Source organism: Maribacter sp. HS, from assembly GCF_048059195.1.
GTDB classification, from domain to species: domain Bacteria; phylum Bacteroidota; class Bacteroidia; order Flavobacteriales; family Flavobacteriaceae; genus Maribacter; species Maribacter dokdonensis.
On record NZ_JAYLVV010000005.1, the window covers coordinates 14,182 to 40,819 of the forward strand.

20 protein-coding genes and 1 other RNA gene are annotated in these 26,638 nt (G+C 36.2%); 4 read left to right on the forward strand and 17 right to left on the reverse strand.

Going from position 1 to position 26,638, the window contains the following annotated elements:
* Positions 1-1,692, reverse strand: coding sequence for a M23 family metallopeptidase (locus tag VBZ51_RS13075; RefSeq protein WP_416577211.1), 1,692 nt, complete (start codon positions 1,690-1,692; stop codon positions 1-3).
* A gap of 198 nt (positions 1,693-1,890) precedes the next feature.
* On the opposite strand from VBZ51_RS13075, the gene VBZ51_RS13080 reads away from it, so the two are divergent.
* From VBZ51_RS13080 to rny, 4 genes are all read left to right on the forward strand, one after another.
* Entirely contained in the window at positions 1,891-2,181 is a 291-nt protein-coding gene (locus VBZ51_RS13080; RefSeq protein WP_210709082.1) for a hypothetical protein, read from the forward strand.
* A gap of 13 nt (positions 2,182-2,194) precedes the next feature.
* Positions 2,195-2,491 (forward strand): cell division protein ZapA, encoded by a 297-nt coding sequence (locus VBZ51_RS13085; protein WP_058103369.1) that lies wholly within the window; start codon positions 2,195-2,197, stop codon positions 2,489-2,491.
* Between the two features lie 56 nt (positions 2,492-2,547).
* Positions 2,548-2,658, forward strand: a non-coding RNA gene (gene ssrS / locus VBZ51_RS13090) — 6S RNA.
* A gap of 49 nt (positions 2,659-2,707) precedes the next feature.
* Positions 2,708-4,276, forward strand: coding sequence for a ribonuclease Y (gene rny / locus VBZ51_RS13095; protein WP_058104281.1), 1,569 nt, complete (start codon positions 2,708-2,710; stop codon positions 4,274-4,276).
* Positions 4,277-4,373: 97 nt separating this feature from the next.
* On the opposite strand, the gene VBZ51_RS13100 is transcribed toward rny, so the two are convergent.
* From VBZ51_RS13100 to VBZ51_RS13175, 16 genes are all read right to left on the reverse strand, one after another.
* Positions 4,374-5,588, reverse strand: a complete 1,215-nt coding sequence (locus VBZ51_RS13100) for a sensor histidine kinase (RefSeq protein WP_416577212.1) — start codon at positions 5,586-5,588, stop codon at positions 4,374-4,376.
* Between the two features lie 103 nt (positions 5,589-5,691).
* Positions 5,692-7,710 carry a DUF349 domain-containing protein gene (locus tag VBZ51_RS13105; RefSeq protein WP_416577213.1) on the reverse strand — a complete coding sequence of 673 codons (2,019 nt, stop codon included), beginning with the start codon at positions 7,708-7,710 and terminating at the stop codon, positions 5,692-5,694.
* Positions 7,711-7,857: 147 nt separating this feature from the next.
* On the reverse strand, positions 7,858-8,610 hold the full coding sequence (locus VBZ51_RS13110) for a shikimate dehydrogenase family protein (RefSeq protein WP_416577214.1): 753 nt from the start codon (positions 8,608-8,610) through the stop codon (positions 7,858-7,860).
* Positions 8,582-9,601 carry a DUF368 domain-containing protein gene (locus VBZ51_RS13115; RefSeq protein WP_416577215.1) on the reverse strand — a complete coding sequence of 340 codons (1,020 nt, stop codon included), beginning with the start codon at positions 9,599-9,601 and terminating at the stop codon, positions 8,582-8,584. The genes VBZ51_RS13110 and VBZ51_RS13115 overlap by 29 nt, the downstream gene beginning before the upstream one ends.
* A gap of 13 nt (positions 9,602-9,614) precedes the next feature.
* Positions 9,615-10,529, reverse strand: coding sequence for a DUF368 domain-containing protein (locus VBZ51_RS13120; RefSeq protein WP_416577216.1), 915 nt, complete (start codon positions 10,527-10,529; stop codon positions 9,615-9,617).
* A 17-nt stretch (positions 10,530-10,546) separates the two neighbouring features.
* On the reverse strand, positions 10,547-11,950 hold the full coding sequence (locus VBZ51_RS13125; protein WP_416577217.1) for a tetratricopeptide repeat protein: 1,404 nt from the start codon (positions 11,948-11,950) through the stop codon (positions 10,547-10,549).
* Positions 11,951-12,054: 104 nt separating this feature from the next.
* On the reverse strand, positions 12,055-13,230 hold the full coding sequence (locus tag VBZ51_RS13130; RefSeq protein WP_416577218.1) for an aspartate aminotransferase family protein: 1,176 nt from the start codon (positions 13,228-13,230) through the stop codon (positions 12,055-12,057).
* A gap of 9 nt (positions 13,231-13,239) precedes the next feature.
* Positions 13,240-14,952, reverse strand: a complete 1,713-nt coding sequence (locus tag VBZ51_RS13135) for an OstA-like protein (protein WP_416577449.1) — start codon at positions 14,950-14,952, stop codon at positions 13,240-13,242.
* 131 nt (positions 14,953-15,083) lie between these two features.
* On the reverse strand, positions 15,084-15,926 hold the full coding sequence (locus VBZ51_RS13140) for a sugar phosphate isomerase/epimerase family protein (protein WP_416577219.1): 843 nt from the start codon (positions 15,924-15,926) through the stop codon (positions 15,084-15,086).
* A 3-nt stretch (positions 15,927-15,929) separates the two neighbouring features.
* Positions 15,930-16,913, reverse strand: a complete 984-nt coding sequence (locus VBZ51_RS13145; RefSeq protein WP_416577220.1) for a ThuA domain-containing protein — start codon at positions 16,911-16,913, stop codon at positions 15,930-15,932.
* Between the two features lie 20 nt (positions 16,914-16,933).
* On the reverse strand, positions 16,934-20,092 hold the full coding sequence (locus VBZ51_RS13150; RefSeq protein WP_416577221.1) for a PVC-type heme-binding CxxCH protein: 3,159 nt from the start codon (positions 20,090-20,092) through the stop codon (positions 16,934-16,936).
* Between the two features lie 86 nt (positions 20,093-20,178).
* Positions 20,179-21,480 (reverse strand): Gfo/Idh/MocA family protein, encoded by a 1,302-nt coding sequence (locus VBZ51_RS13155; protein WP_416577450.1) that lies wholly within the window; start codon positions 21,478-21,480, stop codon positions 20,179-20,181.
* A 146-nt stretch (positions 21,481-21,626) separates the two neighbouring features.
* Complete coding sequence (locus VBZ51_RS13160) at positions 21,627-22,424, reverse strand: 3-keto-disaccharide hydrolase (RefSeq protein ID WP_416577222.1); 798 nt, start codon at positions 22,422-22,424, stop codon at positions 21,627-21,629.
* Between the two features lie 148 nt (positions 22,425-22,572).
* Entirely contained in the window at positions 22,573-23,844 is a 1,272-nt protein-coding gene (locus tag VBZ51_RS13165) for an adenylosuccinate synthase (protein WP_058103356.1), read from the reverse strand.
* A gap of 25 nt (positions 23,845-23,869) precedes the next feature.
* Positions 23,870-24,340, reverse strand: coding sequence for a Fur family transcriptional regulator (locus VBZ51_RS13170; RefSeq protein WP_058103355.1), 471 nt, complete (start codon positions 24,338-24,340; stop codon positions 23,870-23,872).
* Positions 24,341-24,390: 50 nt separating this feature from the next.
* Positions 24,391-26,595 (reverse strand): RelA/SpoT family protein, encoded by a 2,205-nt coding sequence (locus VBZ51_RS13175; RefSeq protein WP_074673039.1) that lies wholly within the window; start codon positions 26,593-26,595, stop codon positions 24,391-24,393.
* Positions 26,596-26,638: the final 43 nt, after the last annotated feature.

The following is a 26,638-nucleotide window of genomic DNA, read 5'->3' on the forward strand; positions in this document are numbered from 1 at the left end:
CTATTTTCTATAAAACGAAGTGGTCAAGGTATTTTCATTACCTACATTATCAGTAACGGTAACTTTAAGTACGCATTGCGTTTGGTCAGCAATCTTATCGTCAAAATTATACGTTAGTGTATTACGTTTTGGTTCGTATTCCATTAAAATCCATTCACCGTTCAAAGTTGCCTTGTAAGTATCTACACCACTAAGGTCATCTGCAATTTGAACACTTAGGTATTTATAATTGTTCAACCACTGCTTTTCTTTGAAATTTTTGGTTCTAATGGTTGGTGCAATAGTGTCTTTTGCTAAAGTATAGGTTCCTAAATTACGGGTGCGAGTGGTAAATTCATTACCTCGTTTATAGGTGTTTGCGTGGCTAGGTCGTAGTTTAGAGTCTAACCTGGCAATGAATAACTGTTTTTGCTCTTCTTTTGAATATTTGGAAACATCAAAAGTTATTGTGAAATTTCTATGTGCAGGCACCGTATTGGTGTGTATGGTAACCGTGTCTTTTCCTTTTTTTAAGTCGATATAAAAATCTTCATAGAACGTGTTGGCAGGGAAATATACCTTGGCACCGTCCAAATCAAAATTATTAGGCCTTTTTGCTGTAATATAATTATCTGTGGTAATCGTTTCTTTTTTGTTGCCCAAAAGATTTTTCTTGCCCGTAACCGGTATGTTCATAACAAGTTTATTGCCTGCGAAATCCTTTATCAATAGTTTTGCGTTGTAGCTTAGACCTTCGTTAACCTTAATTTTTCCGTCATTAAACAATTCTTTATAAATACTTAAATTGTTACCTTGGGATTTAAAACTTTTTTGAATGCGCTGCCTATTTCTGCCATAGTAATCATAGTCTATTAAGGTGTTGATATACCTGGTTTCACCAAAGGAGAACGATTCAAAATCGTATAACGAGTACACTTTACCGTTAACACTGAGTTCTACACTGTAAACGCCATTTTTATTAGCGGCCATATCCAATCGGTCAAAACCAACAAAGCCTATGCCAATATCACCGAGCGCAGTTACGTCATCCGCTAAAAAAGAGCCATCACTTTGTCTTTTGAAATTGACTTGGGTTCTGCTATAATTACCGTTTACATGAGATTGATCGGTTAGTGGGTACACAAATAGCTTCTCTAAAATCGGGTTAGTGGCATCTGCAACATCCATACCGTAGAGTAGCGGGTTGGTAGGTTTTTCAGAAATACTACTTCTTATCTCAAAATGCAAGTGCGGACCGGCAGAACCACCAGTGTTTCCGCTATAGGCAATTAGTTCTCCCTTTGAGACCTTTAATTCGCCATAGTCGGGAAAAACTTCTACCTCAAATGATTTTTTATCGTATTGTATTTTTTTGATGTATTCTTCAATGGATGGGGAAAATTTTTGAAGATGCCCGTAAACAGAAGTATAGCCGTTAGGGTGTGCAATGTATAATACCTTACCATAGCCCCAAAGAGAAACTTTTATCCTAGTTATTGTACCATCACCAATTGAATTTATAGGTATACCTTCTCTTTGCTGTGTTTTTATGTCAACGCCAGAGTGAAAGTGATTAGAACGCAGCTCGCCAAAAGTACCTGCCAAAATGATAGGTATGTCCATAGGTGGGGCAAAAACTCCTTTAGGATAATCTTTTTGTGCAAAAAGGGCAAAACAAAATAAAAAAAGCAGGCTTGTTGAGATTTTTTTCATAGGTAGAATGCAATACTGCGAAAATAAATAATCATTGACAATTCTATGAAGAACCTGTCGCTAAAATTAATATAAAGTAAAAGCGTTTTGCATAAGCAAAAATCAATTAAGATTTTATGAACTACGAATATTTCACAAAACTATTGCTAAGTCATAATATGTATGTTAACTTTGTGTAAATCGCATTGACGGTAATGTATGAGCGAATTAATTAAAATCGTTGATTCTTTAGAAAATAAAATTAGCAAGCTGTTGCATAAACTTGAGGTTTTGAACAATGCTAATATTGAATTGGAAAAAGAATTACGTACAATAAAATCTTCTCAAGAGAACGCTAGTAAAACAGTTTCTGAATGGGAAGAAAAATATAATTCGCTTAAACTTGCAAACTCAATGCTTGGCAGTAATACCAATAAAACAGAAGCTAAGCTTAAAATAAATACATTAATACGAGAGTTGGACCATTGTATAGCCCAATTATCGGAGTAATGTTTATAATAATATGTCAGATAAGCTCAAAATAAAACTTTCTATTGCTGATAGGGTATATCCATTAACAATTGATCCCTCTCAAGAAGAAGGCTTGCGCAAAGCGGCCAAGAACATAGAACAGTTGGCTAAAAAATTTGAGCAGAACTATGCAGTTAGGGACAAACAAGATGTATTGGCAATGTGCGCCTTACAATTTGCGTCTAAAATTGAACAGAATGGCATAGAGCAAGTAGAGGGTACCAAAGAAGCTGAAGAACGTTTAAAAGCGCTTGAAGACTTGGTAAATTCTAAATTAGCTTTTAAATAAAAACGTTCTTATAAATACATTAAGTTACTGCCCACATTGGTAATACCTTTTGACAAACTCAACATTTATTTTTTTTAAAAAGGGTGAGTTTAGATTGTAAAAGCAGGCCCTACTCGTATAGGGATCCTTGATCAGTCTGTTAGCCCTAAACCTGTTTACCGGAGTTTGATCAAAACTTCTCCAATGTGGGCTTTTTTTTTATTAATAAATTACACTATGGATAGTACAATGATAGTTATAGCCGCAATAGTTGGGCTGGCAGTAGGTTTTGCGATTGCAAAATTTTTGGAAAAAGGGAAGGCCTCTAAAACCATAATCAATGCTAAAAAAGATGCTGAACGTATTTTAAAGGACGCTAATGCAGAAGGTGAAAGTGTCAAAAAGGAAAAAATATTACAGGCAAAGGAAAAGTTTTTAGAATTAAAGGCCGAGCATGAAAAAGTTATCAATACTAAGGATAAGAAAATCAATGATGCCGAAAAGAGAACTAGAGACAAAGAATCTCAAGTAAGTAGTGAACTTGCCAAAAATAAGAGCATGAATGCTCAGTTAGACAATAAGTTGAAAGAGGTTGAACAAAAAAGACAACTTTTTGAAAAGCGTCATGAGGAGTTGGATAAAATGCATAAAAGCCAAATTCAGCAATTAGAAGTTATTTCTGGTCTATCTGCGGATGAAGCAAAAAATCAACTAGTAGAAAGCTTAAAAGAAACAGCCAAAACAGATGCAATGGCCTTTATACAGTCTACTGTTGAAGAGTCTAAACTTACCGCACAACAAGAAGCTCGTAAAATCATTATCAATACTATTCAAAGAATAGGTACGGAAGAAGCTGTTGAAAACTGTGTGTCTGTATTCAATATAGAATCAGATGATGTAAAGGGGCGTATCATTGGTAGAGAGGGTAGAAATATTAGAGCTTTAGAGGCAGCTACTGGTGTAGAGATCATTGTGGACGATACACCTGAGGCAATTATACTTTCTTGTTTTGATTCGGTTAGAAGAGAGGTCGCAAGACTTTCGCTTCATAAACTGGTTACCGATGGTAGAATTCACCCGGCAAGAATTGAGGAAATCGTTAAAAAGACCGAAAAGCAGATAGAAACGGAAATTGTAGAAATAGGAAAGCGTACCGTTATAGATTTAGGTATTCACGGTCTTCACCCAGAGCTTATTCGTGCAGTAGGTAGAATGAAGTATAGATCGTCTTACGGCCAGAACTTGTTACAGCACTCAAGAGAAGTTGCAAAACTTTGTGGTGTAATGGCATCTGAACTAGGCTTGAATCCTAAAATTGCCAAACGAGCCGGACTTTTACATGATATAGGAAAAGTACCTAATACTGAAAATGAAGTGGAAACTCCACACGCTATCTTAGGTATGCAATGGGCAGAAAAATTTGGGGAGAAACCAGAAGTTTGCAATGCCATTGGAGCACACCATGATGAAATAGAAATGAAGACATTGATTGCGCCTATAGTACAGGTTTGTGATGCCATAAGCGGAGCAAGACCAGGAGCTAGACGACAAGTGTTAGATTCATATATTCAACGTTTAAAGGATCTAGAAGAAATTGCCTTTGGGTTTAGTGGTGTTCAAAAAGCATATGCTATACAGGCAGGTAGAGAGCTTCGTGTAATTGTTGAAAGTGAAAAAGTAAACGATGATAGAGCTGCTCAACTATCCTTTGAAATTTCTCAAAAAATACAAACGGATATGACCTACCCAGGTCAAGTGAAAGTAACGGTCATAAGGGAAACACGTGCCGTTAACGTTGCTAAATAATCGTTATTGACTTATCATATGAAAGCCTCTAGTATAGAGGCTTTTTTTATGCGTGCTAAAATTTTTTTATGATGGTTTAAAGTTGTACCTGATATATTTATAACGCATGAAACTTAGCAAGTGAAAAACTAAAAAACACGCCTTCTTTATTGTTTTCACGATTATTTATCCTTATTTGTCCACCCAATTTCTCTATTAATGTTTTAATAGTCGTTAGACCAATACCCGTATCCTTAGCATCATCTGTGCCTAGTTTTTCAAAAAGTCCAAATACTTTTCTCCAATATTTTTCTGCTATTCCGGGTCCATTGTCTTCATAAGTGAAGTAATAAAATTCTTGGTCTTCATTAAATGTTACTATGATTTCTGTAGAAGGGGAGTTGGCGAATTTTAGACTGTTGGAAAATAAATCTCTAAATATTTGATCAAAACTATTTAAAGATTGGTTTATAATTTGATCACAATTGATCAGTTGTAATTTTACGTTTTGAATATCAGAGTGCTTATGAAGTACTTGTTGTAACTCTTTTGTTACGTTAAACTTTTCTAATTTTATTTCAGCATTGGTTATAGAATTATAGTTGATTATACCGTTGATCAATGCCTCCATATACTCAACCCTGTTATCTATAGTACCTAGATAACTTGGTATTTCGGTATCTTTCAGTAAATCATCATAATCTTCACTGATAAAGGCTACCATAGAACTTATGCCAAGTAATGGTGTTTTCATATCATGAGCTAGTCGGTATGATAAATGTTTTAACTGGTCATTCTTTATACGTAATTCTTCATTGATTAGTTTTTGTTGAATGTTCTGCTTTCGTAGCTCTAACTGTGCTATTACCTGGTCAGCTAGATCTTTTAAGCAAGCTTGTTGCTTTTCTGTAAAAGCTTGTCTTGGTTTGGTATCTATAACGCAAAGCGTTCCAATAGAAGCTCCCTCTTTGGTGTTCAAAGGAGCACCTGCATAGAACTGGACCGCTGGTCCGCCAGTTACCAGAGGATTGTCATAGAACCTTTCATCTTTATTGGCATCATTTACGATTAATAAGGAATCTGGGGAATTAATGGCATGAGCACAAAAAGCAAGTTCCCTTGGTGTTTCGGTGGCGTCAATACCATGATGCGATTTAAACCACTGCCTATCTTTGTCAACTAAAGATACAAGTGCCATGGGTGTATCACATATTTCAGCAGCAATGCGTGTTATAGCATCATATTCTTTTTCTTCCAATGTGTCTAAAACATTGAAACTATTTAAAACTTCTAATCTAGTTTGTTCGTTTTTTGGTATTTCTGGTTTTACCATTTTTTGGATATAACATATTACCTAACATTATAAATGTAGGTTTTTTCTTACTTATTAACGATTGAATTGCTAAAATGTTATATTTACAAGAACTTAAAAATACTTATTCCTCTGTTTGGGCTTCATCCGTAGATTCCCCTTCATCATCCTCTTTAAGTAGATTGTTTTTTAAAATATTTAGCTTTTTAAGTTTTGCTTTCCAAGCAGCTAAAGATTCTTTGTGTTGGTTTACTCTTTTTATGACATCTTGAACTAAAGGATTGCTTTCAGAAGCATTTGAGAAAAATTGTAGATTATTCTCTAACTGTCTAATCTCATCTTTGCTTTCGTCGATTTTCTTTCTGATAAACGTACGTTCATTTTGTATAGCACGTTCTTGATTGTCATTATCAGCAAGCTGTTGAATTTTGTTTCCGTATTTCAATAACTCCGACTCTTGCTTGCTCACTCCGCATTTTTGATAGAGAGCGTCAATTATTTTATCGAATTTTTGGTTAATGTTTTTCTTTTTAAATGGAACTCTACCATAACCTTTCCATTCTTCTGAAAACTTTTTGATGTCAGCAAGATCTTTAGACTTGTCGCCACTTAATTCAAAAGATTTAAGGCGGTCCATTAAAGCTTCTTTTTGCTTTAGATTTGCTTCTTCTTCTTTAAAAGCATCATTTTTAAGGGCATTTAATCTATCAAAATAGTGATTACAGGCCGTTTTAAATTCTTTCCATAATTTATCTGAATACTTTCTAGGTACATGGCCAATTTTTTTCCATTGTCCTTGAATTCGTTTCATTTCAGAAGTAGTAGCATCCCAATCTTCACTGTCTTTTAAAGATATCGCTATCTCTAATAATGCTCTTTTTTTATCTAAATTTTCTTGCTGCTCCTTTTTAAGGTTTTTGTAAAATGCGTTTTTATGCTGATTAAACTCTCTTACAGCGGCCTTAAAACTGTTCCATGTTTTAGAGTTTACTTTTTGTGGTACTTGTCCGACCGTGAAAAATGCTTCTCTAAGTTCTTCTAACTTTTTAATCTGTTGTTGAAGCTTACCGTGATTGTCCGATACATTTTCGGTAAGGGTATTTATTTCAGCAATAATGGCATGTTTACGCTCTAGATTGTCTTCTTTTACTTTGTCAAGATTCTTAAAATAGTCTTGGCGTCTTTCATGTATAATTTTTGTGGCAGCACTAAATCGATCCCAAATTTCTTCTCTGTGATCTTTTCCTACCGGACCTAAATCTTCTTTCCAAATTTTATGCAGCACTTGTAATTCTCTGAAAGCCCTATTTAAATCTGGTTCTTTGGCAAGTTCTTCCGCTCTAGCAACGATCTTACTTTTTTCTTCAAGATTATGCTTAAAATCTAAATCTCTTAAATCTCTATTTATGTTAAGAAAGTCATAGAATATTTCAATATGGTGATGGTAGGTTTTCCATACATTATTGTAATCTGCACGAGGTATAGGACCGGCATGACGCCATTTGGCTTGTATATCTTTAAAGTTGTTATACGTTGTGTTTATATCTTCTTCTACATTGACCAATGCCTTTAATTGCTCAATTAGATCTAACCTGTACGCTAGATTTTCTTTGTGACTTTTTTCTAGGCTTTTGTAGTACTGATTACGTTTTTCTCTATACTCTGTATATACTTCATTGAATTGTCTTTTGTCTACTGAATTGTATCTAAAATCAATTTCATTGCCGCCATTCGCGATAAATTCTTCTTTCTTTTCCTCAATAAATTCATCAAATTTCTGATTGAATTCATCTTTGATATTGTCTACATGCTTTCTTATGGCCTGAACTTTTTCATTCTTTACCAATCGCTGTAATTCACCAACTAAGTTTTCCATGTTCATTTCATGGTAGTCTGGCATAGGAATTTCGTGTCTCTTTTCTGTATCACTATCTTCTGCATCTTCAGCGTTAGAATCGTCAATTTCGTTCATGACGTCAGTTTCTACGGCAGATTCATTTGATTCAGGTACATTTTCTTCAGGTTGCGCTGTTGAATTTGTACTGTCATCAACAGTTTCTTCTACCTTGCTTTCAATTGCTTGGGCAGTAGTTTTTTCTTCCGTTGAATTTTCTTGTAGCTTTTGTTGTTTATCCTCAGACATAATCCTATGTTATATGCTTACAAGATAGTAACAACCCTAGTACTGGCAAAGAATTGATTACTCTTTTTAAATCTATTACAAAACCCAATTTGATAGGGAATTTCAATAAATAAGGTCTTGATATGGTTGGGTAAGTGAATAGGACACTTATTTATTCCAGATTTCCCAAGATTTTTCAGCTTGATATTCTAGCATTTTGTAACCATTGCAAATGGTTGCCCCATTTGTTTTACCGGCTTTTAAGAATGCTGTTTCTTCAGGATTGTAAATGAGATCGAACAGCAAATGTTCTTCGCTGATTTTTCTGTAGGGTATATTTGGTTTTTTTTCAATGTCGGGAAATGTGCCTACGGGAGAACAATTAATGATCAACGTATGTTCTTCTATAATATCATCCGTCAATTCATCATAGGTGAATCCATTATTTTTACCACTTCTGGAGACAAAAGAATAGGTGATATCTAGTTCTTCAAGAACGTAGGCTATAGCTTTAGAAGCCCCGCCCGTACCTAAAATCAATCCTTTTTGATGGTGCTTTTTTAAATGTGGTTCAAGTGATTTTTTAAATCCATATGCATCTGTATTAAAGCCTTTAAGACCTTCTTTACTGACTTTTATGGTGTTCACTGCACCAATTTTTTTAGCTGCGGGATCAATGTCGTTTAAAAAAGCCATGACCTCTTCTTTGTATGGTATGGTAACGTTCAGCCCTTTTACATTTTTAGTATTCTTGAAGATTGCTGGAAAATCTGAAATTGAGGTTAGGTCAAAGTTTTGATAGACATGGTCATTTAAGCCCATTTCTTCAAATTTCTTTTTAAAATACCCTCTTGAAAATGAATAGGAAATATTTTTTCCTATTAAGCCATAATTAGCTTTCTGTTCTTCTGTTTTTTCCATACCAATCTAAAAGTAGCAAAATACTAATACCGATTATTATAAAGAAAATCGCGATCCAATTTTCTACAATGGTCAAATCCGGAAGAAAACGCTCATAATTCATAATTATTTGCTTTCCATTAGAATCTAAAATGAGGTTTCCGTCAAAATCTGTTTTATAAATTGTCTTTTTCCATGGCCAGACCACGCCTAATGATCCTGTAATAAAGCCAAGAATTGTTGCCGTGGTTACATGCTTGTAATGTTTTAATACATAGGTTAACAAGTGTGATAAGGTTACAAGGCCGGTTGCAGATCCCAAAGTAAAGACAGCAAGTATTTTTAATGTATGTAAACGCTCCGTATTGTTCGTAAAACTAAAATCACCGACCAATAATTCTGAAAATGTATCGTATAATGCGTTAACTGAATCTACTAATAACAATACGTAATTGCCTAGTAAGATTAATATGAAAGAACCTGATAGACCGGGTAAGGTCATACCTGAAACACTGATCATGCCACATAGAAAAATAAATAGCAGATTGTCATTTTCTTTTGCCGGACTAAGAAAACTTATAGCTATGCCTACAGCTAGGCCAATGAACGCGGCGGTAAAGGTTTTCTTTTTCCAATAGTCGAAATCCCTACCTATATAATAGATGGAACCTAGTATCATGCCAAAGAATGTGGCCCAAACGTAGAGTTCCCGTTTCACTAGAAAATAATCTAACACTTTTGAAATGCTAAAATAACTTACCAGCATACCAAAAATAAGCAGTGTTAAGAATGAGCCGTTAATATAGCGGTAGAAACTTTTAAACCTGCCATTGACAAATAGCTTAAATGCTTTTGCATTTACTTTTTGTAAAGAATAAATAAATTCTTCGTAAAAACCACCTACGAAAGCAACTATACCACCCGATACGCCAGGAACCTTATTGGCGGCGCCCATACAAAGTCCTTTAACAACCAAGAAAAATTTATCGGTAAAGGTACGGGGTGTGTTCATGTAGGTTATCGCATTACTTCTTTGAAGCGGATTTTTCCAATATAAAAATAAGGGAAAAACCGATGATGGCAGCTACGATGGCAAAAGTTAATTGATTGTCACCTTGAAAAGCAAAAGGTGAAATATTTTCATCAATTATGATTTCTTTTTTTCCAATTTGAATAATTTCTATGATGTTTTTCCAAGGCCATATTTTATTTAAAGAACCTAAAATAAAACCAGTTAACACCGCAAGTGTGGCATCTCTATAATTGGTAAACATCCATTTTAAGATTCTGGCAAAACTTAAAATACCAAAAGCAGCACCAAAAGCGAATGTAATAATAATGCCAAAATCTTTTTCATTGACAGCTTCTAAAACAGTTCTGTAAGACCCAAGTAATACTAGAATAAAGGATCCGGAAATACCGGGTAAAACCATTGCGCAAATAGCAATAGCCCCAGATAGGAAAATAAAGGGCAAGCTACCAGAACTTGCAGAAGGGGGTAGGGTCGTAATATAAAATGCACTTGCAGTTCCTACAACAAACAGTACAATGGCAAGTATATTCCATTTTTTAATGGATTTTGCAACGAATATAACACTTGCTAAAACCAAGCCAAAGAAGAAAGACCAAGTTGGTATAGGGTGCTCTTCTAAAAGCCAGGCAATTATTTTTGATAAAGAAAAAATACTGATCATCATACCTATGACCAAGGCCAAAAGAAAGTTGCCGTTCAATTTTTCCCAAAAACTTTTAAAACCTTCTTCCTTTAAAACTTTTAGGGTCGTTAGGTTGACGTTGTTGATAGAGGTGATGAACTCTTCGTAAATACCTGTAACAAAAGCTATTGTGCCTCCAGATACCCCAGGTACCAGTTCGGCAATGCCCATTGCCATTCCTTTTAAAGAAATTACGGTATAATCTTTAAGTTTTCTATTTTCCATATGGTGTAGAACCTTTTCTACTTGGTTTTATTGTATTTTTTTACAATTTCCTGGGTCCATTCAGATTTGCCATATTGAGGAAAATTTTCAGTGAACAGGTGAAGTTTTTTCTGTTTTATATCAATCTTTAAAGCATCCATTAGCATAATTCGTGCGTTTATAGGATCATTTGCCAATAGTAGATAACCTACAGATCTATACAACAATTTTAAGCTTTCAGGGTAAAATTCCCTTCCTTGGGAAAGTATTTGAACAGCAGCTTCGGTTTCACCGTTGATTCTTACGACCTCTGCCCATTTTAGCCAAGTATCCAATTCGTAATTTCCTAAATCTACGGCTTGTTTAAAAGCAAAGTCAGCTTGGTCGTAATTCTCTAGCGCCATGTGTATTTTAGCACATTTTTTCCAATACTGTGGGTTTTCACCATCTATATTCAACGCTTTGTTAATATAGAATACCGCTTTTTCAAAATCCCTTTTATTGTAGTACAAATTGGTGATGGCCAACCAGCCTTTGTCCAATAAAGGATCTTCGTGTACCGTTTGGTAGAAATAATACTTGGCCATATCAGTATCCTTTAATTTTTCATAGCATTTTCCTATTCTTAAAAATGCATGTGAGGTTGGATCTTCAATGGATATGGTAGTTTCGTAGTTTTCTATAGCTTCTTTATATCTGCCTAATTTTTCAAGAACTTTGCCTTTTTCAAAATAAGCCCCAATAAAGGTATCGTCTGAAATAATGGCAAAATCATATGCGGTCAAAGCTTCACTATACATTTCTTTATAGTAATATTGTTTGCCCAATTGGTGCCAAGCAACTTCACAATATGGATTTTTTTCTAAATACCCATTTAAATATACAATGGCACCTTCATAGTCTTCTAAGAATTCAAAACAGTATACTACATTATAAAGCGATGAATAATCTTGCTCATCGAACTCTACACATTTCATGAAGCTTTCTTTGGCGCTATCAAAGTTGTCCATAAACAAATACTCCATGCCCAAAAGGCTATACACATCAAAACTGTTACTGGTAATACTAAGCGCTTTTTGCAAAAGCTCTATTGCACCTTCATGATTATCCAATTTGGATAAAATATTGGCACGTTGTATATAAATTTCTTCGTTATGATTGTCAAGTAACTGCAATTCATCTAAAAGGGCTTCAGCCTTTTCCATTTGGTTTTCAAAAACCATCACCTCTACTTGAAGCAACTTAAGTTCAATAGAACCCGGATGTTGTTGTAGCCCAATTTTTATCCCCTTTTTAGCCAAGGAAATTTTACCATGGTTTAAATAGTGGTGTATAATATCTTCAAAATCTTCGGCATCAAAGAAGTAGACATCATCTGTCTTTAACATTGATTCAAATTTCGTAATTGGCTTGTCCGGTCTCTCGTTAGATTCTAACGCCATAGGCACTATTTAGTTTTACAAGATATATTAAAAGTAAGTGTTTGTAAGGGCTTTCAGCCATTGTGCCAATCTATATTATTAACAAATTAGTTAACAACATTGATTTACATAGCGTTAAGTAGCGCTAAAATAATGGCACATCCTTCTCTAATTTCCAATTCTGATATGGTCAATGGTGGAGAAATACGTACGGCCCTGCTTTCAAACAATAGCCAAAATAGAATCAAATTCTTATCCTTGGCTCTTAGTACTAGTTCATTGGCCGTTTCCGGTGAATCCATAATTAGGGCCAGCATGAGACCTCTTCCTCTGACCTCTTTTATCTTTGGATGTTTTAAAAGTTCTTTAAAGAGTTGTTCTTTTTTTAACGTGTCTGCTATTAGCGAAGAATTCAGCAATACGTTCAGTGTAGCTAAGCTAGATGCCGCAATTACTGGATTGCCGCCAAATGTAGTTATATGTCCCATTTTAGGATTATCACTTAGACTGTGCATAATCTCTTTGCTTGCTGTAAAGGCACCCACAGGAAGACCAGATGCCATTCCTTTGCCAATTACAAGTATATCTGGCACACAGTTGAAATGTTCAAATGCAAACAACTTTCCCGTTCTGCCAAAACCAGGTTGTATTTCATCCAATATTAATAATGCACCAACAGCTGTACAACGATCCTTAACTTTTTTTAAATAATTGTTTTCCGGTAAAATAAATCCGGCACCACCTTGTATGGTTTCCAATATGACACAGGCCGTTTTGGTAGTGATCTTTTCTAAATCTTTTTCGTTGTTGAATTTTATATGGTAAACATCGGGCAAGAGTGGTCGGAAAACACTTTTGCGTTCTTCAAAATCCATTAAACTTAGGCTGCCCATTGTATTGCCATGATATGCGGATTTTGCAGCAATAATTTCTGAGCGACCTGTATATCGCCGCGCCAATTTTAATGCTCCTTCAATAGCTTCCGTGCCGGAGTTCACCAGATAAGTTACCTCTAAAGGTGCAGGCAATTGTTCGGCCAATAACTTTGTGTAGTCGGTTGCCGGTGATTGTGCATACTCACCATACACCATAACATGCATGTATTTTTCAACTTGATGTTTAATGGCTTCCACTACTTTGGGGTGACAATGCCCAAGTGTACAAGCGGAAACACCGGCCACAAAGTCTAAATGTGCATTACCTGCGGTATCATAAATATAACTGCCATTTGCATATGATACCTCCATACCTAAAGGATACGGAGAGGTTTGTGCTTGGTATTTTAAAAAGTCCTTGTTCATGTGAAATATTTATTTCACCTTTTTAGGTTTTACAGATTTTTTGGGATCTGTTGCTTTGTCTTGCGCAGGTATGTTGTTGACAGGGTCAGATTCGTTTTGACTACGTTGTTGTTCTTCTGCATCAATATCAATGGGGTTGTCTATACCATTAATGACCACGAGTTTCAGGTTATTATCGTCTTCATCAAATATATCTTCCTTGGTTAGTATGCGCTCATCGCCACGCCATACAAATCCTTTTAATATTCTACTGTTTTCCGGTAAATCTTTTTCGGGGAAGATATCGCCATCTGGATCGGTGTAAAAGGTCAGATCTTCTATATCATTATCTACCATGGTGATTCTGATTTTACTGCAGACCGTTTTGTCAATTCCAATAAGTTCATCATCATCGTTATACATATAATATACCACCTCTGTATTTTGAACCAGATCAATTAGTTTTAGCTCGTTATCAATGAACTTGCCGAACAAATTAATTCCTTTAGCTTGATTGTAGCCTGTCATGCTTACACTGTCTAAAGAAATTATAAAGGCGTTCTTTAGTACTTTTAAAGAATCTAGCTTTTCGGTTTCCAAGTTCGATTTTAAATGAATACTATCGCCTGTCATCTGGTTGGCACCGTTCCAAATAATAGGGTTTTTTATCAATTGAGTAATGCCTGTCTTTTCCTCGGAATGAATACTGTCGCACTTACCGCTCAAATCTGTTTTGTAAAATTTTGCATTTCTAAACGCTCTTAGTACTCGATCTTCTGGTTTGCCGGTGACCATTAAGGTATCTCCATGTACATACAGCGAATCTCTTTCTTGAACAGAAATAGAAACAGCTCTTCTAGTTGCAAAGACAGAATCTTTAGCTTTGAACACCTCTGCGTAATGGGCTCTGATAATACCTTTGTTAATAGTATCGGTTACGGTAATGTTATTGGTGGCCGAAGCAAATTCTTGTACTTTGTTGAAGTACACACTGTCACCTTCAATAATACGATTGTTATAATCTATACGCGTGTTTTTGATACCATAGCCGGTTTCTACCTTGGTGTCATAAAATCCTCTTTCACAATAAATTTTATACGTTTCTCCGTTTATGGTCGACGGCCCGTACATGTAAGCATTTTTAGAAGTTGTATAGTAATCTAGCTGTTCAGAATCTAAAGTGTATTCCGGGTTTTGAACATGAACACTATCTAAGAACTGATACTTTTTGAGTTCCATAAAATACTTGCCAATTTTACTGGTCAATGTATTTGCGGAATCAACTACAGTACCATTATCTTGATAAAATGCTTCTTGTTTTTCACGATCTAAGCGAAGGGTATCTGTTCTTAACGTCATGTCAGAATTAGTAAGAACTACATTACCCCAAGCCTTTGCCAGTTTTACATCGCCCAAATAGTTGATTTTTTTACTGGTCATTTTTATGGAGTCACCCTGTTTTAAAATGACATTGCCAATAGCTTCTAAACGGTTTTCTAGTTGGTAGTAAATTGCTACATCGCACCACAGATCGGCACCTTGGTGTTCAAATTGTACTTGGCGTGTATCTTTACTGAATATAGAGGCGCCTGGGTATTCAGCTTCGTTTTTAGTGAAGTTGGCACCGTAAACAATATTAATTTGCTTGGGTTCTTCTTCATTGCCATCTTGCTGGGCAACACTAAAAAAAGAACAGGCAAAGAACAAAAGAACAACTGAATAAATCTTTTTCAACCTAAAAATTTTTTCAAAAATAGGATATTTTAAAAGAGCCTTACCATGGTTAAGATACTTTTGACATTTACTTGTGCAAAAGTGACTTTTATACAAAGCAATTTATACCGTGTTATTATTTAAAAAATCCAGGTCAGAAATTATATCATTTTTAAAACACCTCTTATGTATCCTACAGATTCTGACAGTCCATAAATGGCGTGGTTGGCGTCTTTTTCATATTCTATAGCAACAATACCGGCATAATTAATCTTCTTTAAAGTACTTAAAATGGCAGGTAAGTTTATTTTGCCGTGGCCTAAAATGGTTTTTTGACCTTTTTCTATTGGCGCATCTATATCCTTTATATGGACATCAAATAATTTATCTTGATATTTTATAAGTTCTTCTGCCGGGTCAAGTCCTAGCCTAAAAGTATGGCCAACATCTATGCATAGACCTATTCTGGAATCTAAGTCCTTAATTTTTTCATAGACACTTTTTGGGGAGGGAAAAACTACATCCTCCGGACCGTGATTGTGTATGGCCAATTTGATACCCGTCTCTTTTACCTTTTGCTCTACCAATGGTAATAAATCATGTTCCGGTGCTCCAATAATCATAGGCAAACCTGCATTATCAGCATAATTGAAATAGGTTTCCACATCTTCAGGTGATTTCATATAAATGACCCCACCGCCATATAAATTGAGTCCCCTAGCAGTAACTTTTTCACGTATAAAGGTGAGTTCTTTCTTGTCTGCTTCGTATGGTAAATGAAAGCTTTTAAACGCTACATCTTTTAACCCTAAGCGCTCTGTGATATCTATGAGTTCATCTAAGCTATACTTTCTAAGTGTATAGGAAGCCAACCCAATGTTAAGTTGATGATCGGTATTATTTGCTGTTTTTTTACTGTTTGAGTTAGCTGTAAAAGATGCAGTACCTAGTGCCAAAGCTCCTAATCCACTGGTTTTGATGAAATTTTTTCGTGATAAAGCCATACTTTAAAAATTGGTTAATGGTTTTTGATTCTTTTTAAATTTCTGCCCAAAGCCCGAGTTGTTTGGTTCAAAAGGCTCATCTAATGTTACATTTACTCCTTCTTTCGGGATATTGTCCTCTTTTCCTAACGCCCAATAAATTCCGTTCATGGCAATTTTGCGCATTACGGGAAGTTTAAAATCATAAGGGTGACCAAGGGTAGTGAAGAATACTCTCGCAGGTTTGCCAGAAGTTCCAGTATAGCTTTTTGTCCAAGCAACGGGGTTGTCCAAAGAAAATTGATCTAGTTTGCCATTCATTTCGTGTTGAGATTTGGTGGAATGCCCCATTAAAATAGGTTTACTATCGCCCTGCAATTTCCAATCTCCGCCATCAACATGGTATAACCATGAATATGCTTCAAATTCAGAAAAGCCGTTTAAAATTGGATTATCACTTTTACCATCTTTTATTGAAATATCCGTGACAGGAAATTTGCCATCATCAAAGTGACCATGGTGCGTAATCCATTGTTGCCCAAAAACTTTTGCGGGCCATTCTTCATTATATGTTGTTAAAGTAGAGTCATTATCATATTTAAATGCATGGGTAGTGGTTCTAAAACCCACAATTGGTTTGCCCGATTCTACATAATTGGTTATGTAATCTAGTTCTTTTTTAGGTAGGTTTCTAAAACGCATGAATACGACCATTAAATCAGCAGTTTCCAAAGCTTCTAATCCTTCAATATGGTCAGTTCTGTTGGGGTCTATAAATCCTGAGCTGTCAATAGAATAGGCAATGGAGACTTTTGCGCCTAATTCTCTCTTTGCCAATTTTGCCAACATAGGAAACGTTTCCTCTGACCTGTACTCTTCCTCGCCAGTGACAAAAACAATGTGTGGAGCTTTAATTTCTTCTGAAATGATTTCTTTTTTACTTTTTGTTTTTTCACCACAAGCTATTAATATGGTTAAAATTAGTAATGTAGCATATTTCAATTTCATATGGTCTCTATTTTATTGTATCAGTTCATAGGATGCTCTTGTAGCAACTCGTCTGCGGTATAGAACTTATTACGGTCTTTAGTGGCTTCCCTAATTTCTTTTACCTTGTCAGGATCGATGACCGATGCTTTATTGCCAAATGAATTTCTAACATACGTAAGTACGGCAGCAATTTCATCATCATTTAACAGCCCCTTGAAAGCCATCATGGGTACTTGACCTTTGTAATGGTTGCCCATGATATTCATTGGTCCGTAAAGTCCGTGAAGGGCTAATTTTATCAATCTTTCTTCGTTGCCCAAAACCCATTCTTGCCCCACTAGTGTTGGGTAACCGGCTTTTTGTAATCCGGTACCGCTTTCTTGATGACAAGTTATACAGTAACCCTCGGTTTCATATATTTTTTTTCCTTTGGCAAAAATTTCTAAATCTGCACCCTTTAAATGTGATGCTAATAGTTCTTCTTTATTATTTTTCAGGAAGTTACCTGTTAATCTGGTTTCCGAAAAATTGAATGCATCGGTCATCCATTCATCTAGTGGATGTTGTTTTGCGACTTCTAGAATTTCCATTCCTTCAGATTTTGGCAACCATGATGCTGCTGTTATAGCTTCTAACCTAACTCTACCGTGAGAGTCATTTGCAGCACTCTTCAGTAATTCTTGTGCATTGTTCAATTGATGCCCCATATACCTTGTGACCCTAACTGCGGCAGATCGTACTCTGTGGTCGTTAGATTTTAACAATGACTCCAGTAATGGTTGGTCTACCTTGTTCATTCCCCAAGATACCCACAAACCCTCTAACCTATGATGTTCATAATTGGGGTCGTTCTTATCTAAGCTGGTAATCCAAATTTTTAAATAGTCCAATACCTCTGTCGCATTTCTTCCCCTTAATTCCCTACGGGTTCTATAGCGTGTTCTATATTCTGGCAATTTTAAATTCTCAAAAAGTTGGGATATTTTTGCGCCATCAATTTGTGGAGGTATTATCAAAGGTCTAGAAGGGTAAGTAATCCTATAAATTCTGCCGTGAACATGGTCACGTAATGGGTCACGGGCATTGTGTTGCATGTGTCCAATTAATACATTGTGCCAATCTACTAGATAAAGTGAACCATCTGGAGCAAATTCTAGCTCAACCGGTCTAAAATTAGGATCAGTGCTTGTTATTAAATCTTGTCGGTGTTTGGTGGTGTAACCCGTACCATCTTCTAACATTCGGTGTTGTTTTAATCCTAGGAAGCCAATGGAATTAGCTAGTAACATATCGCCCTGTATTTCTTCCGGAAAGTGGCTACTTGAAACAAATTCCAGACCAGAGGTTGGTCTTACACGATGTGCTTCTTCGATCAACTCTTCCGTTAACGGTGATGATATTCCGTAGATGGGCTTTAAAGAACTGGGCATCATCCAATTTACTTTAGGGCCAGAGGTATGCAAAAAGAAATCTTGCCCCCAATCATCAAAAGCAATACCCCACGGATTAGGAACAGGCACTTGCAAGGTTCGCTCCAAATGTTTACGCTGTGGATTATATCTATAAAACCCACCGTTGGTAGCACGGACCGGACCGTATGAGGTTTCTACGTTGGTATGAAGAAATAGCCCCTCTGACATATAAAAAGCGCCAGAAGGGTCTGCACAAAAAGCAGAAATGGCATGATGGGTGTCATGATCATCAAATCCGCTTAGTATAGTTTCTATCGTATCAGCTTTATCGTCACCATCAGTGTCTTTAAATAATTTTAGGGTAGTGCCTTGGCTTACATAAACACCTTCCGCAGAGAACTCAAATCCAATGGGTAAATGTAAGTTCTCGGCAAATACAGTTTCCTTATCCGCTTTGCCATCGTTATCGGTATCTTCTAAAATAATAATCTTGTCGTTTGGCTTGGCATCGCCCGGTCTGTAATGTGGGTAAGAGGGTAGGGTAGCAACCCATAAACGACCTTTGTTATCAAAGGAAATTTGTGCAGGATTTGCCAAATTGGTGAATTCTTTTTCCGAGGCAAACAATTCTACCTTATAGCCCTTTGGTACGGTCAATGTTTTTAGGGCTTCTTCTCCGTATTTGTAATGAATAGCATCTCCTTCGCTTAAATTATAATTGCTTGTTACTGGGGGCAATTTGCTTGTTAATGCATCTGCAGCTTTAAGGTTGTATGTATTTCCCTGTGCTGCCGCCCAGATAGCGGTATCTCTGATCGCTGTTAATTCTCTTGTTTTTCTTATTTCATACGGATAATTGTCTGGTCCGTAGGGTGCGTGTCTTCTGCCAAAAACATGCACGCCATTGGGCATCTTATAATCATTGTGCCAATAGAAATTCTTTTCTAGAACAGCTTCTTTAATTGCTACTCTCTTATTTTCTAGTTTTACGGAAGTATTGCCGGTAAGTTGATCAGCTAAGAATTTGGCAAAAGTTTCATAACCTACTTTATTCATTTGTGAGCCGTCAATGGTGAAATCATCATTGGTATTTTTAAACCATTTTTTTGATGCTTCAAAAACGTTAATAAAAGGTATGTTGTTTGCTTTTGCAATTTCGCTCATTGCAGCAGTATATAAATTTAGATTCTTATTCTCTAATTGACCATTAGGGACATCTATATGGTCTGATAAGTCTTCAAAAGCAATGGGGGAAATCAATACCAATTGCGGTGTAGTAGTACCATTATAACGTTGTTTTAATGAATGCTTTATAAATGCATCTAACTCTTTTTTGTAATTATTTAAACCTTCAGCGCCTTCAAATGATTCATTGTAACCAAAAAAGGCTAGGACAATATCAGCTTTAAGACGAGTTAACCATTCGTCTGGCGTTTCAAACTCTCCTTCACTTCCAGAATTTTGTGCAAGTTCTGTTTGAAAATTCTCTGCACCGGGAAAAGCCCATGGGGAAACGCGACCAGAATGTGGTCTAAAGCCTGGGGTGTCTCCGGCATCGCACATATTTCTTATAAAAAGCGAATCTGTAGGATATCGCAAATGAAATTCTGTTTCTAAGCTTCCATACTCCATCATTCTAGATCCCAAGTTATTTCCTATAAGGACAATTGAAGAATGCGGTTTTATGTCAATTATTGGAGGAGTACTTTCTTTACAGCTTTCAAGGATTAGAATGCCTATGAACAGTAGAATACATCTAAAGATGATATTAAAGATTTTTGACATTGATGAAAAGGTTGGTGGTGGTATGTTCTTTTAAAGATAGGTATAAAAAAACCACTCGAAAGTGGTTTTTTATGATATAATATTGATTAGAAGTTTCTATAATCGCCTTGTAAAAATGCATTTGCTTCTTCTTCGGCAAACTTGGCATTTTCACTATCCCAATGCAATACTTGGTTGGGGAATCTACCGGCAATGACACCTAATAATATAGTTTCCGTTAACCTTGATGCATATGAAAATGGTGCTGTGGTGGTATCTGTACCTAGACAAGCATCTACAAACTGATGATAATGTTTAGGACCTTCAGTATCATAATTACGAATTGGTTTGCCCATATTGTTCGCTTTTTCCACTGCTTCTATTTCTGAGGAAATGTCTACGTATTTACCGTCTACTATTTTTTTAGGTAGTTGCATAAAGTGAGGTAACAATAACCTTCCTTTTTCTCCAATGAACATAGCACCTTGATCTGGTAGTGTGCCTTCGTCTACGGTTTTAGTGTCTAAGGACATTTTATCTTCCATACTATCCTTGGAACTATCATCTTTGGCGACTATATTTTCCGCACCCGGTAAAATTAAATCTTCATGATCTTTTGGTGCACCGGGACCGTCGTACCAAACCCATTTTAATGTTTCTGTAGTAAATTCAGTTTGTGGAAACTCATAGGTTACTACATTGTTTTGAGGAAAGCCAAACCCATTAGGTTCCCTGCATTCATTTTTTATGGTTTTGGGTACCTGTAAAGCCAGTGCGTTATAAGGGGTGTCAAAAATATGAACTCCCATATCGCCCAATGTTCCACAACCATAATCAACTAGTTTTCTCCAATTTCCAGGGTGGTAAAACCCTTCTTTATATGGTCTCTCTGCTGAGGTGCCCAACCATAAATTCCAGTCTAATGAATCAGGAACAGGGTCAGAACCTGTAGGTTCAGGTCCGTCATAACCCCAATCTTTTGGGGACCATGCACGAACAGTGTGTACCTTACCTATAATACCAGATTGAATCAATAAGGTGGCAAGTTTATAGTCATAAAATGAATGAACCTGAATTCCCATTTGAGTGACCAATCCTTTTTCTTGAGCTAGTTTATTCATAGCCCTGGCCTCTGATACGTAATGGGTGAGGGGTTTTTGACAATATACGGGTTTGTCCATTTCCATTGCCATCATAGAAGCGGGAGCATGGGTGTGATCAGGTGTAGATACAACTACTGCATCTATTTCATCACCCATTTCTTTCAGCATTACTCTGTAATCTGTATACGTTTTTGCATTTGGGTGAAGTTCTTTTGCTGCAGCCAGATTGTTGGCGTCAACATCACAAAGAGCAGTGACATCCACTTTATTGTGAGATGAAATGGCTTTTAAGTCTTCTGCCCCCATATTACCTACACCAATATGAGCCGTGCGTAATCTGGTCAGTTTTTTCACTTCTTTTTTACAAGACCAGAGTCCAGATGGTAATAATACAAATGTGGACAATGCCGCTGCGTTCTTTAAAAAGTCTCTTTTGTTCATTGGTGTGGTGGTTATAGTTTTTTGATTTTTATATTTCTGAACCAAATAGGGCTAGAATGATCTTGAAAACCGATATAGCCAGTTTTAAACTTGCCGTAATCTTCGCTGTTTTTCCATTTATCTGAATTCTTTTTTTCGTACCAGGCTTCATCCCATGGAACAAAAGAAACTACTTTTTTACCGTTCAACCAATGTTCTACCTGGTCTGGGGTGAAAATAATTCTTGTAGTATTCCATTCGCCCACAGGGTGCAGAATTTTCCCTTCAGGGTCTGCTGCGTGCATGGCATAATCAGATGCGGTCTGTTGTAATGGTTTTAGTTCTTCCGGGTTGTCAGTATACCCTAAGCTTAAATTGTAATCTGTAAGGTCGTGAATGCTTGCGTAATTTTCGTCATCTATCAATTGGTATTCAGGAGCAACTTCCGGTGGGGTATCATACCCTTCTTTTAAATGGTAGAAAATGCCACTGTTACCTCCTTTTGGTAGTTTCCATTCTACGTAGAATTCAAAATTGTCAAATTCTTCAGCTCCATATATAATATCTGTGCCGCCGGTGTAGTCTTGTTCCTTACCTAATTCGGTGTCAAATTGTAGTTCTCCGTTTTTTGCGATCCAGCCAGGTGGTAATTCTTTTCCGTTATAAGCTCGCCACCCTTTTGTAGATGTGCCATCAAAAAGGGTGATCCATTCGTTTTCGGTTTGTTGTTGGGTAACGGTTTGTTCTTCAGCTTTGTCTTTTTTTTCTGTTTTGCAAGCTATTGTCAATACAAGAAAAAAAAGCAAAGTTGAGCAGGTGGTTTTTTTCATTTTTTTGAGTTGTCGTTAAGTTGTTGTTGAATTGTAAAATGTAAATTTTACATAAACTTGAAAATACAAAAAAAAAGAATGGCGATAAAGGTATTTCCCTATATCGCCATTCTCGAAAGTTGAACAACCTGTTCTAGTCGCTTAATGCTTATCTTAGAATTGTCTGCGTTCTATCTGGACCCACAGAAACAATTTTAATAGGCACTTCTAATTCTTTCTCTAGAAAATCTATATATGCATTTAATGCTTTTGGTAATTGATCGGCAGAGGTCATTTTGGTTAAATCTTCTTTCCAACCATCCATTTCAGAATAAACGGGAGTTACATTCTCTGCTTCAATGTTATATGGAAAATGCTCTATTTGTTCACCTTTGTAATTATAAGCGGTACAAACTTTTAGTTTTTCAAATCCACTAAGAACATCTCCTTTCATCATCATTAGCTCAGTTACGCCATTAACACGAACCGCATATTTTAAGGCAACCAAATCTAACCATCCACAACGTCTTGGTCTACCTGTAGTAGCTCCAAATTCATTACCTACACGGCCCATAGTTTCACCATCCTCGTCAAAAAGCTCTGTAGGGAAAGGACCGCTACCAACTCTTGTTGTATACGCTTTAAAAATACCTTTTACCTCTCCGATTTGATTAGGGGCTACACCTAAACCTGTACATGCTCCTGCTGCAGTAGTGTTTGATGAGGTTACAAATGGGTATGTACCAAAATCAATATCTAACAATGATCCTTGTGCACCTTCCGCCAATATTTTTTTACCCGCTTTTTGAGCTTGATATAGATATTCTTCGCTATCTATAAAGGTCAATTTTTTCAATTCTTCTACAGCTTTGAAGAAATCTGATTCTAGCTCAGCCAAATCATATTGAATGTCTACGTCATAAAAGCTGATCATGGCTTCGTGCTTATTGGCTAGGCTACGGTATTTATCTTTCCAGTCGTTTAATTCCAGATCACCGATACGCATACCGTTTCTACCGGTCTTATCCATGTATGTAGGACCAATACCTTTTAAAGTAGAACCAATTTTTGCTTTTCCTTTAGATGCTTCTGAGGCTGCATCAAGTAAACGGTGAGTAGGTAAAATTAAATGTGCTTTTCTTGAAATGAATAATTTAGAATTTACATCTAAATTAAACTTCTTTAACGCATCTAATTCTTTTTTAAAGATAACAGGGTCTATAACCACCCCATTACCAACTACGTTTACCGCATTTTTGTGAAAAATACCTGAAGGAATAGTGTGTAAAACATGCTTAATACCATCAAATTCTAAAGTATGACCGGCATTTGGTCCGCCTTGAAAGCGAGCAATAATGTCATAATTTTCGGTTAATACATCAACTATCTTACCTTTTCCTTCGTCACCCCATTGTAGGCCTAACAATAAATCTACTGCCATCTAAATATTATATACTTGGTTAGTCTTATTTTATTTCTTTTTTACCTGCATCTTTGGCAGGAGTATTTTTAGTCCCATAAAAATATAGGGAATGTGTATTTATCTTAATATCAAAAACTTCTTCAATTGTTTTTTTGATAGATTGTATTCTAGGGTCGCAAAATTCCATTACTTCACCCGTATCCGTTAAGATTACATGATCGTGCTGACGGTCAAAGTATGATTTTTCATATTGCGCCTGGTTTTTACCAAATTGATGCTTGCGAACCAATTTACAATCTAATAGAAGTTCAATGGTGTTATAGAGAGTTGCCCTACTTACACGATAGTTTTTATTCTTCATTTTAATATAGAGTGACTCTATATCAAAATGCTCATCACTTTCGTAAATTTCTTGTAGAATAGCGTAGCGTTCGGGTGTTTTTCTATGTCCTTTGTCCTCTAAAAAGGTAGTGAAGACGTTTTTTACAATTTCTTGATTTTTATCAGAAGACATATTTACTGCATTAATGCACAAAGGTACAGTTAAATTTTAATTTCCTTTTTCTAAATACGAGTAACTTTATCAATACCGTTGATGTTCATAAGATTATCGGTCAATTTTTTCAAGACAGCTTTGTTTTTGACTACAACCGTAATCTTACCTTTAAAGGTGCCACCATCTGTACTGAAATTTAAATTTCGCATATTTACGTGCATAATATCAGAAATAACTTCTGTTATATCACTGACCAAACCTAAATTGTCAATTCCCGTCATTACAATATCTGCTTGGTATTCTTGTTGAGAAGAATCGATCCATTTTGCGCTAATAATTCTATACGCGTAATTAGATTGTAACGATATGGCATTTGGACAGTTCTTTTTATGAACTTTAATTCCTTCTGACACACTTACAAAGCCAAAAACATCATCACCAGGAATTGGATTACAGCATTGAGATAGTTTATACTCTAGTTTTTCTTCTTCTTTACCAAAAACCAGCATATCATACTTAGATGTAATTTCATCTTTGTTGATGTCTTCCGGTGATGGAGATTTGCGCATTCTGTTCTTGAAGAAACTAATGAATGCATTACTGTAAGATGATGCAAAGTCTTTGATCATGGCATTGTCTATGGAGCCAATGCCAACACGATAGAATAAATCTAAACTTGTCTTTAACTTAAAGAAGGTCACCATTTTGTTTATGGAATCTTCATTAAGCGTAATCTTTTGAGATTTTAGTTTACGGCGTAAAATCTCTTTTCCATCTTCGGCTACAACTTTTTTCTCTTCTCTAAGAACAGATTTAATTTTAGCACGGGCTCTGGCGGTAGTTGCATAATCCAACCAGTTTTGATTTGGTTTCGCCTGGTCAGATGTAATGATCTCTACTTGGTCTCCACTTGAAAGGGTGGTATTTAAAGGTACCAGTTTGCCGTTTACTTTTGCCCCACGGGTTCTCATGCCCACTTCAGTGTGAATATTGAAAGAAAAATCTAACGGTGTAGCGCCTTTAGGTAAAGACCTTAATTCTCCTTTTGGGGTAAAAACAAAAATTTCTTTTGAATATAGGTTTAGCTTGAACTCCTCTACAAAATCAACAGCGTTGGTATTTGCATTTTCCAAAGCTTCTTGCAGTTTGTTCAGCCAAACTTCTATTCCTTGTTCTTTTTGGTCGCCATGTTTGTATTTAAAATGCGCCGCATACCCTTTTTCGGCAATTTCGTGCATTCTTTCACTTCTGATCTGTACTTCTACCCATTTGCCTTTTGGTCCCATAACAGTAATGTGTAGGGCTTCATATCCGGTAGATTTAGGAGATGATATCCAATCTCGCAATCTAACGGGGTTAGGGGTAAAGTGATCCGTAACTATAGAATAGATTTTCCAAGCTAAAAACTTCTCGTTCTGTAAGTCAGATTTGTAGATGATCCTTATGGCAAACTTGTCATAAATTTCCTCAAAAGTGACATTTTGGGCAATCATCTTTTTGCGCATAGAGAAGATAGATTTCATCCTCCCTTTAATGATATAGTTAAGCCCTTCCTTTTTTAAAGAATTGTCTATAGTGCCAGAAAATGCATCAATATAGGCTTGCTGATCTTCTTTGGTGTCTTCTATTTTATCCTTGATGGAGTTGTAGACTTCCGGTTCCGTATACTTTAAACTTAGATCTTCTAGCTCTGTCTTAATGTTGTAAAGACCAATTCTATGTGCAAGAGGAGCATAAATGTACAAGGTTTCAGAGGCAATTTTCACTTGTTTATGCTCTGGCATAGAATCCATAGTGAGCATATTGTGATAACGGTCGGCTATCTTTATGATGATAACCCTAACATCATCATTTAAGGTCAAGAGCATTTTTCTGAAATTCTCCGCTTGTTGGGAGATGTTCATGTCTTTTTTTAAATGAGATATTTTAGTGAGCCCATCAACAATCCGCGCCACGGTTTCACCAAACATACGATCAATGTCGTCTAAGGTATACTCTGTATCCTCAACAACATCATGTAATAGGGCAGAGGCAATGGAAACCGCATCAAGACCAATCTCCGAAGCTACAATTTTTGCCACCGCTATGGGGTGAAAAATATATGCCTCGCCAGATTTTCTTCGCTGGGTTTTGTGCGCATCAACAGCTACTTCAAAAGCGCTACGTATTAGTTTTTTATCCTCATCGGTTAAGGTTTGATAACTAATTCTAAGTAACTCTTTGTACTCTTGAGCTATGAGCTTGTTTTCCTCTTCTATTGCTGCCTGTGTCATACTAGATTAAAAATAAGATAATCTTAAATGATGGGCAACAAAA

Bases quoted from the DNA above. Each gene is read 5' to 3' on its own strand.
- VBZ51_RS13175 (WP_074673039.1), bottom strand. From the start codon at position 26,595: ATGACACAGGCAGCAATAGAAGAGGAAAACAAGCTCATAGCTCAAGAG.
- VBZ51_RS13150 (WP_416577221.1), bottom strand. From the start codon at position 20,092: ATGTCAAAAATCTTTAATATCATCTTTAGATGTATTCTACTGTTCATA.
- VBZ51_RS13130 (WP_416577218.1), bottom strand. From the start codon at position 13,230: ATGAACAAGGACTTTTTAAAATACCAAGCACAAACCTCTCCGTATCCT.
- VBZ51_RS13080 (WP_210709082.1), top strand. From the start codon at position 1,891: ATGAGCGAATTAATTAAAATCGTTGATTCTTTAGAAAATAAAATTAGC.
- VBZ51_RS13160 (WP_416577222.1), bottom strand. From the start codon at position 22,424: ATGAAAAAAACCACCTGCTCAACTTTGCTTTTTTTTCTTGTATTGACA.
- VBZ51_RS13075 (WP_416577211.1), bottom strand. From the start codon at position 1,692: ATGAAAAAAATCTCAACAAGCCTGCTTTTTTTATTTTGTTTTGCCCTT.
- VBZ51_RS13145 (WP_416577220.1), bottom strand. From the start codon at position 16,913: ATGAAATTGAAATATGCTACATTACTAATTTTAACCATATTAATAGCT.
- VBZ51_RS13115 (WP_416577215.1), bottom strand. From the start codon at position 9,601: ATGAACACACCCCGTACCTTTACCGATAAATTTTTCTTGGTTGTTAAA.
- VBZ51_RS13110 (WP_416577214.1), bottom strand. From the start codon at position 8,610: ATGGAAAAAACAGAAGAACAGAAAGCTAATTATGGCTTAATAGGAAAA.
- VBZ51_RS13100 (WP_416577212.1), bottom strand. From the start codon at position 5,588: ATGGTAAAACCAGAAATACCAAAAAACGAACAAACTAGATTAGAAGTT.
- VBZ51_RS13140 (WP_416577219.1), bottom strand. From the start codon at position 15,926: ATGGCTTTATCACGAAAAAATTTCATCAAAACCAGTGGATTAGGAGCT.
- VBZ51_RS13105 (WP_416577213.1), bottom strand. From the start codon at position 7,710: ATGTCTGAGGATAAACAACAAAAGCTACAAGAAAATTCAACGGAAGAA.
- VBZ51_RS13165 (WP_058103356.1), bottom strand. From the start codon at position 23,844: ATGGCAGTAGATTTATTGTTAGGCCTACAATGGGGTGACGAAGGAAAA.
- VBZ51_RS13085 (WP_058103369.1), top strand. From the start codon at position 2,195: ATGTCAGATAAGCTCAAAATAAAACTTTCTATTGCTGATAGGGTATAT.
- VBZ51_RS13125 (WP_416577217.1), bottom strand. From the start codon at position 11,950: ATGGCGTTAGAATCTAACGAGAGACCGGACAAGCCAATTACGAAATTT.
- VBZ51_RS13170 (WP_058103355.1), bottom strand. From the start codon at position 24,340: ATGTCTTCTGATAAAAATCAAGAAATTGTAAAAAACGTCTTCACTACC.
- rny (WP_058104281.1), top strand. From the start codon at position 2,708: ATGGATAGTACAATGATAGTTATAGCCGCAATAGTTGGGCTGGCAGTA.
- VBZ51_RS13120 (WP_416577216.1), bottom strand. From the start codon at position 10,529: ATGGAAAATAGAAAACTTAAAGATTATACCGTAATTTCTTTAAAAGGA.
- VBZ51_RS13155 (WP_416577450.1), bottom strand. From the start codon at position 21,480: ATGGGGGCAGAAGACTTAAAAGCCATTTCATCTCACAATAAAGTGGAT.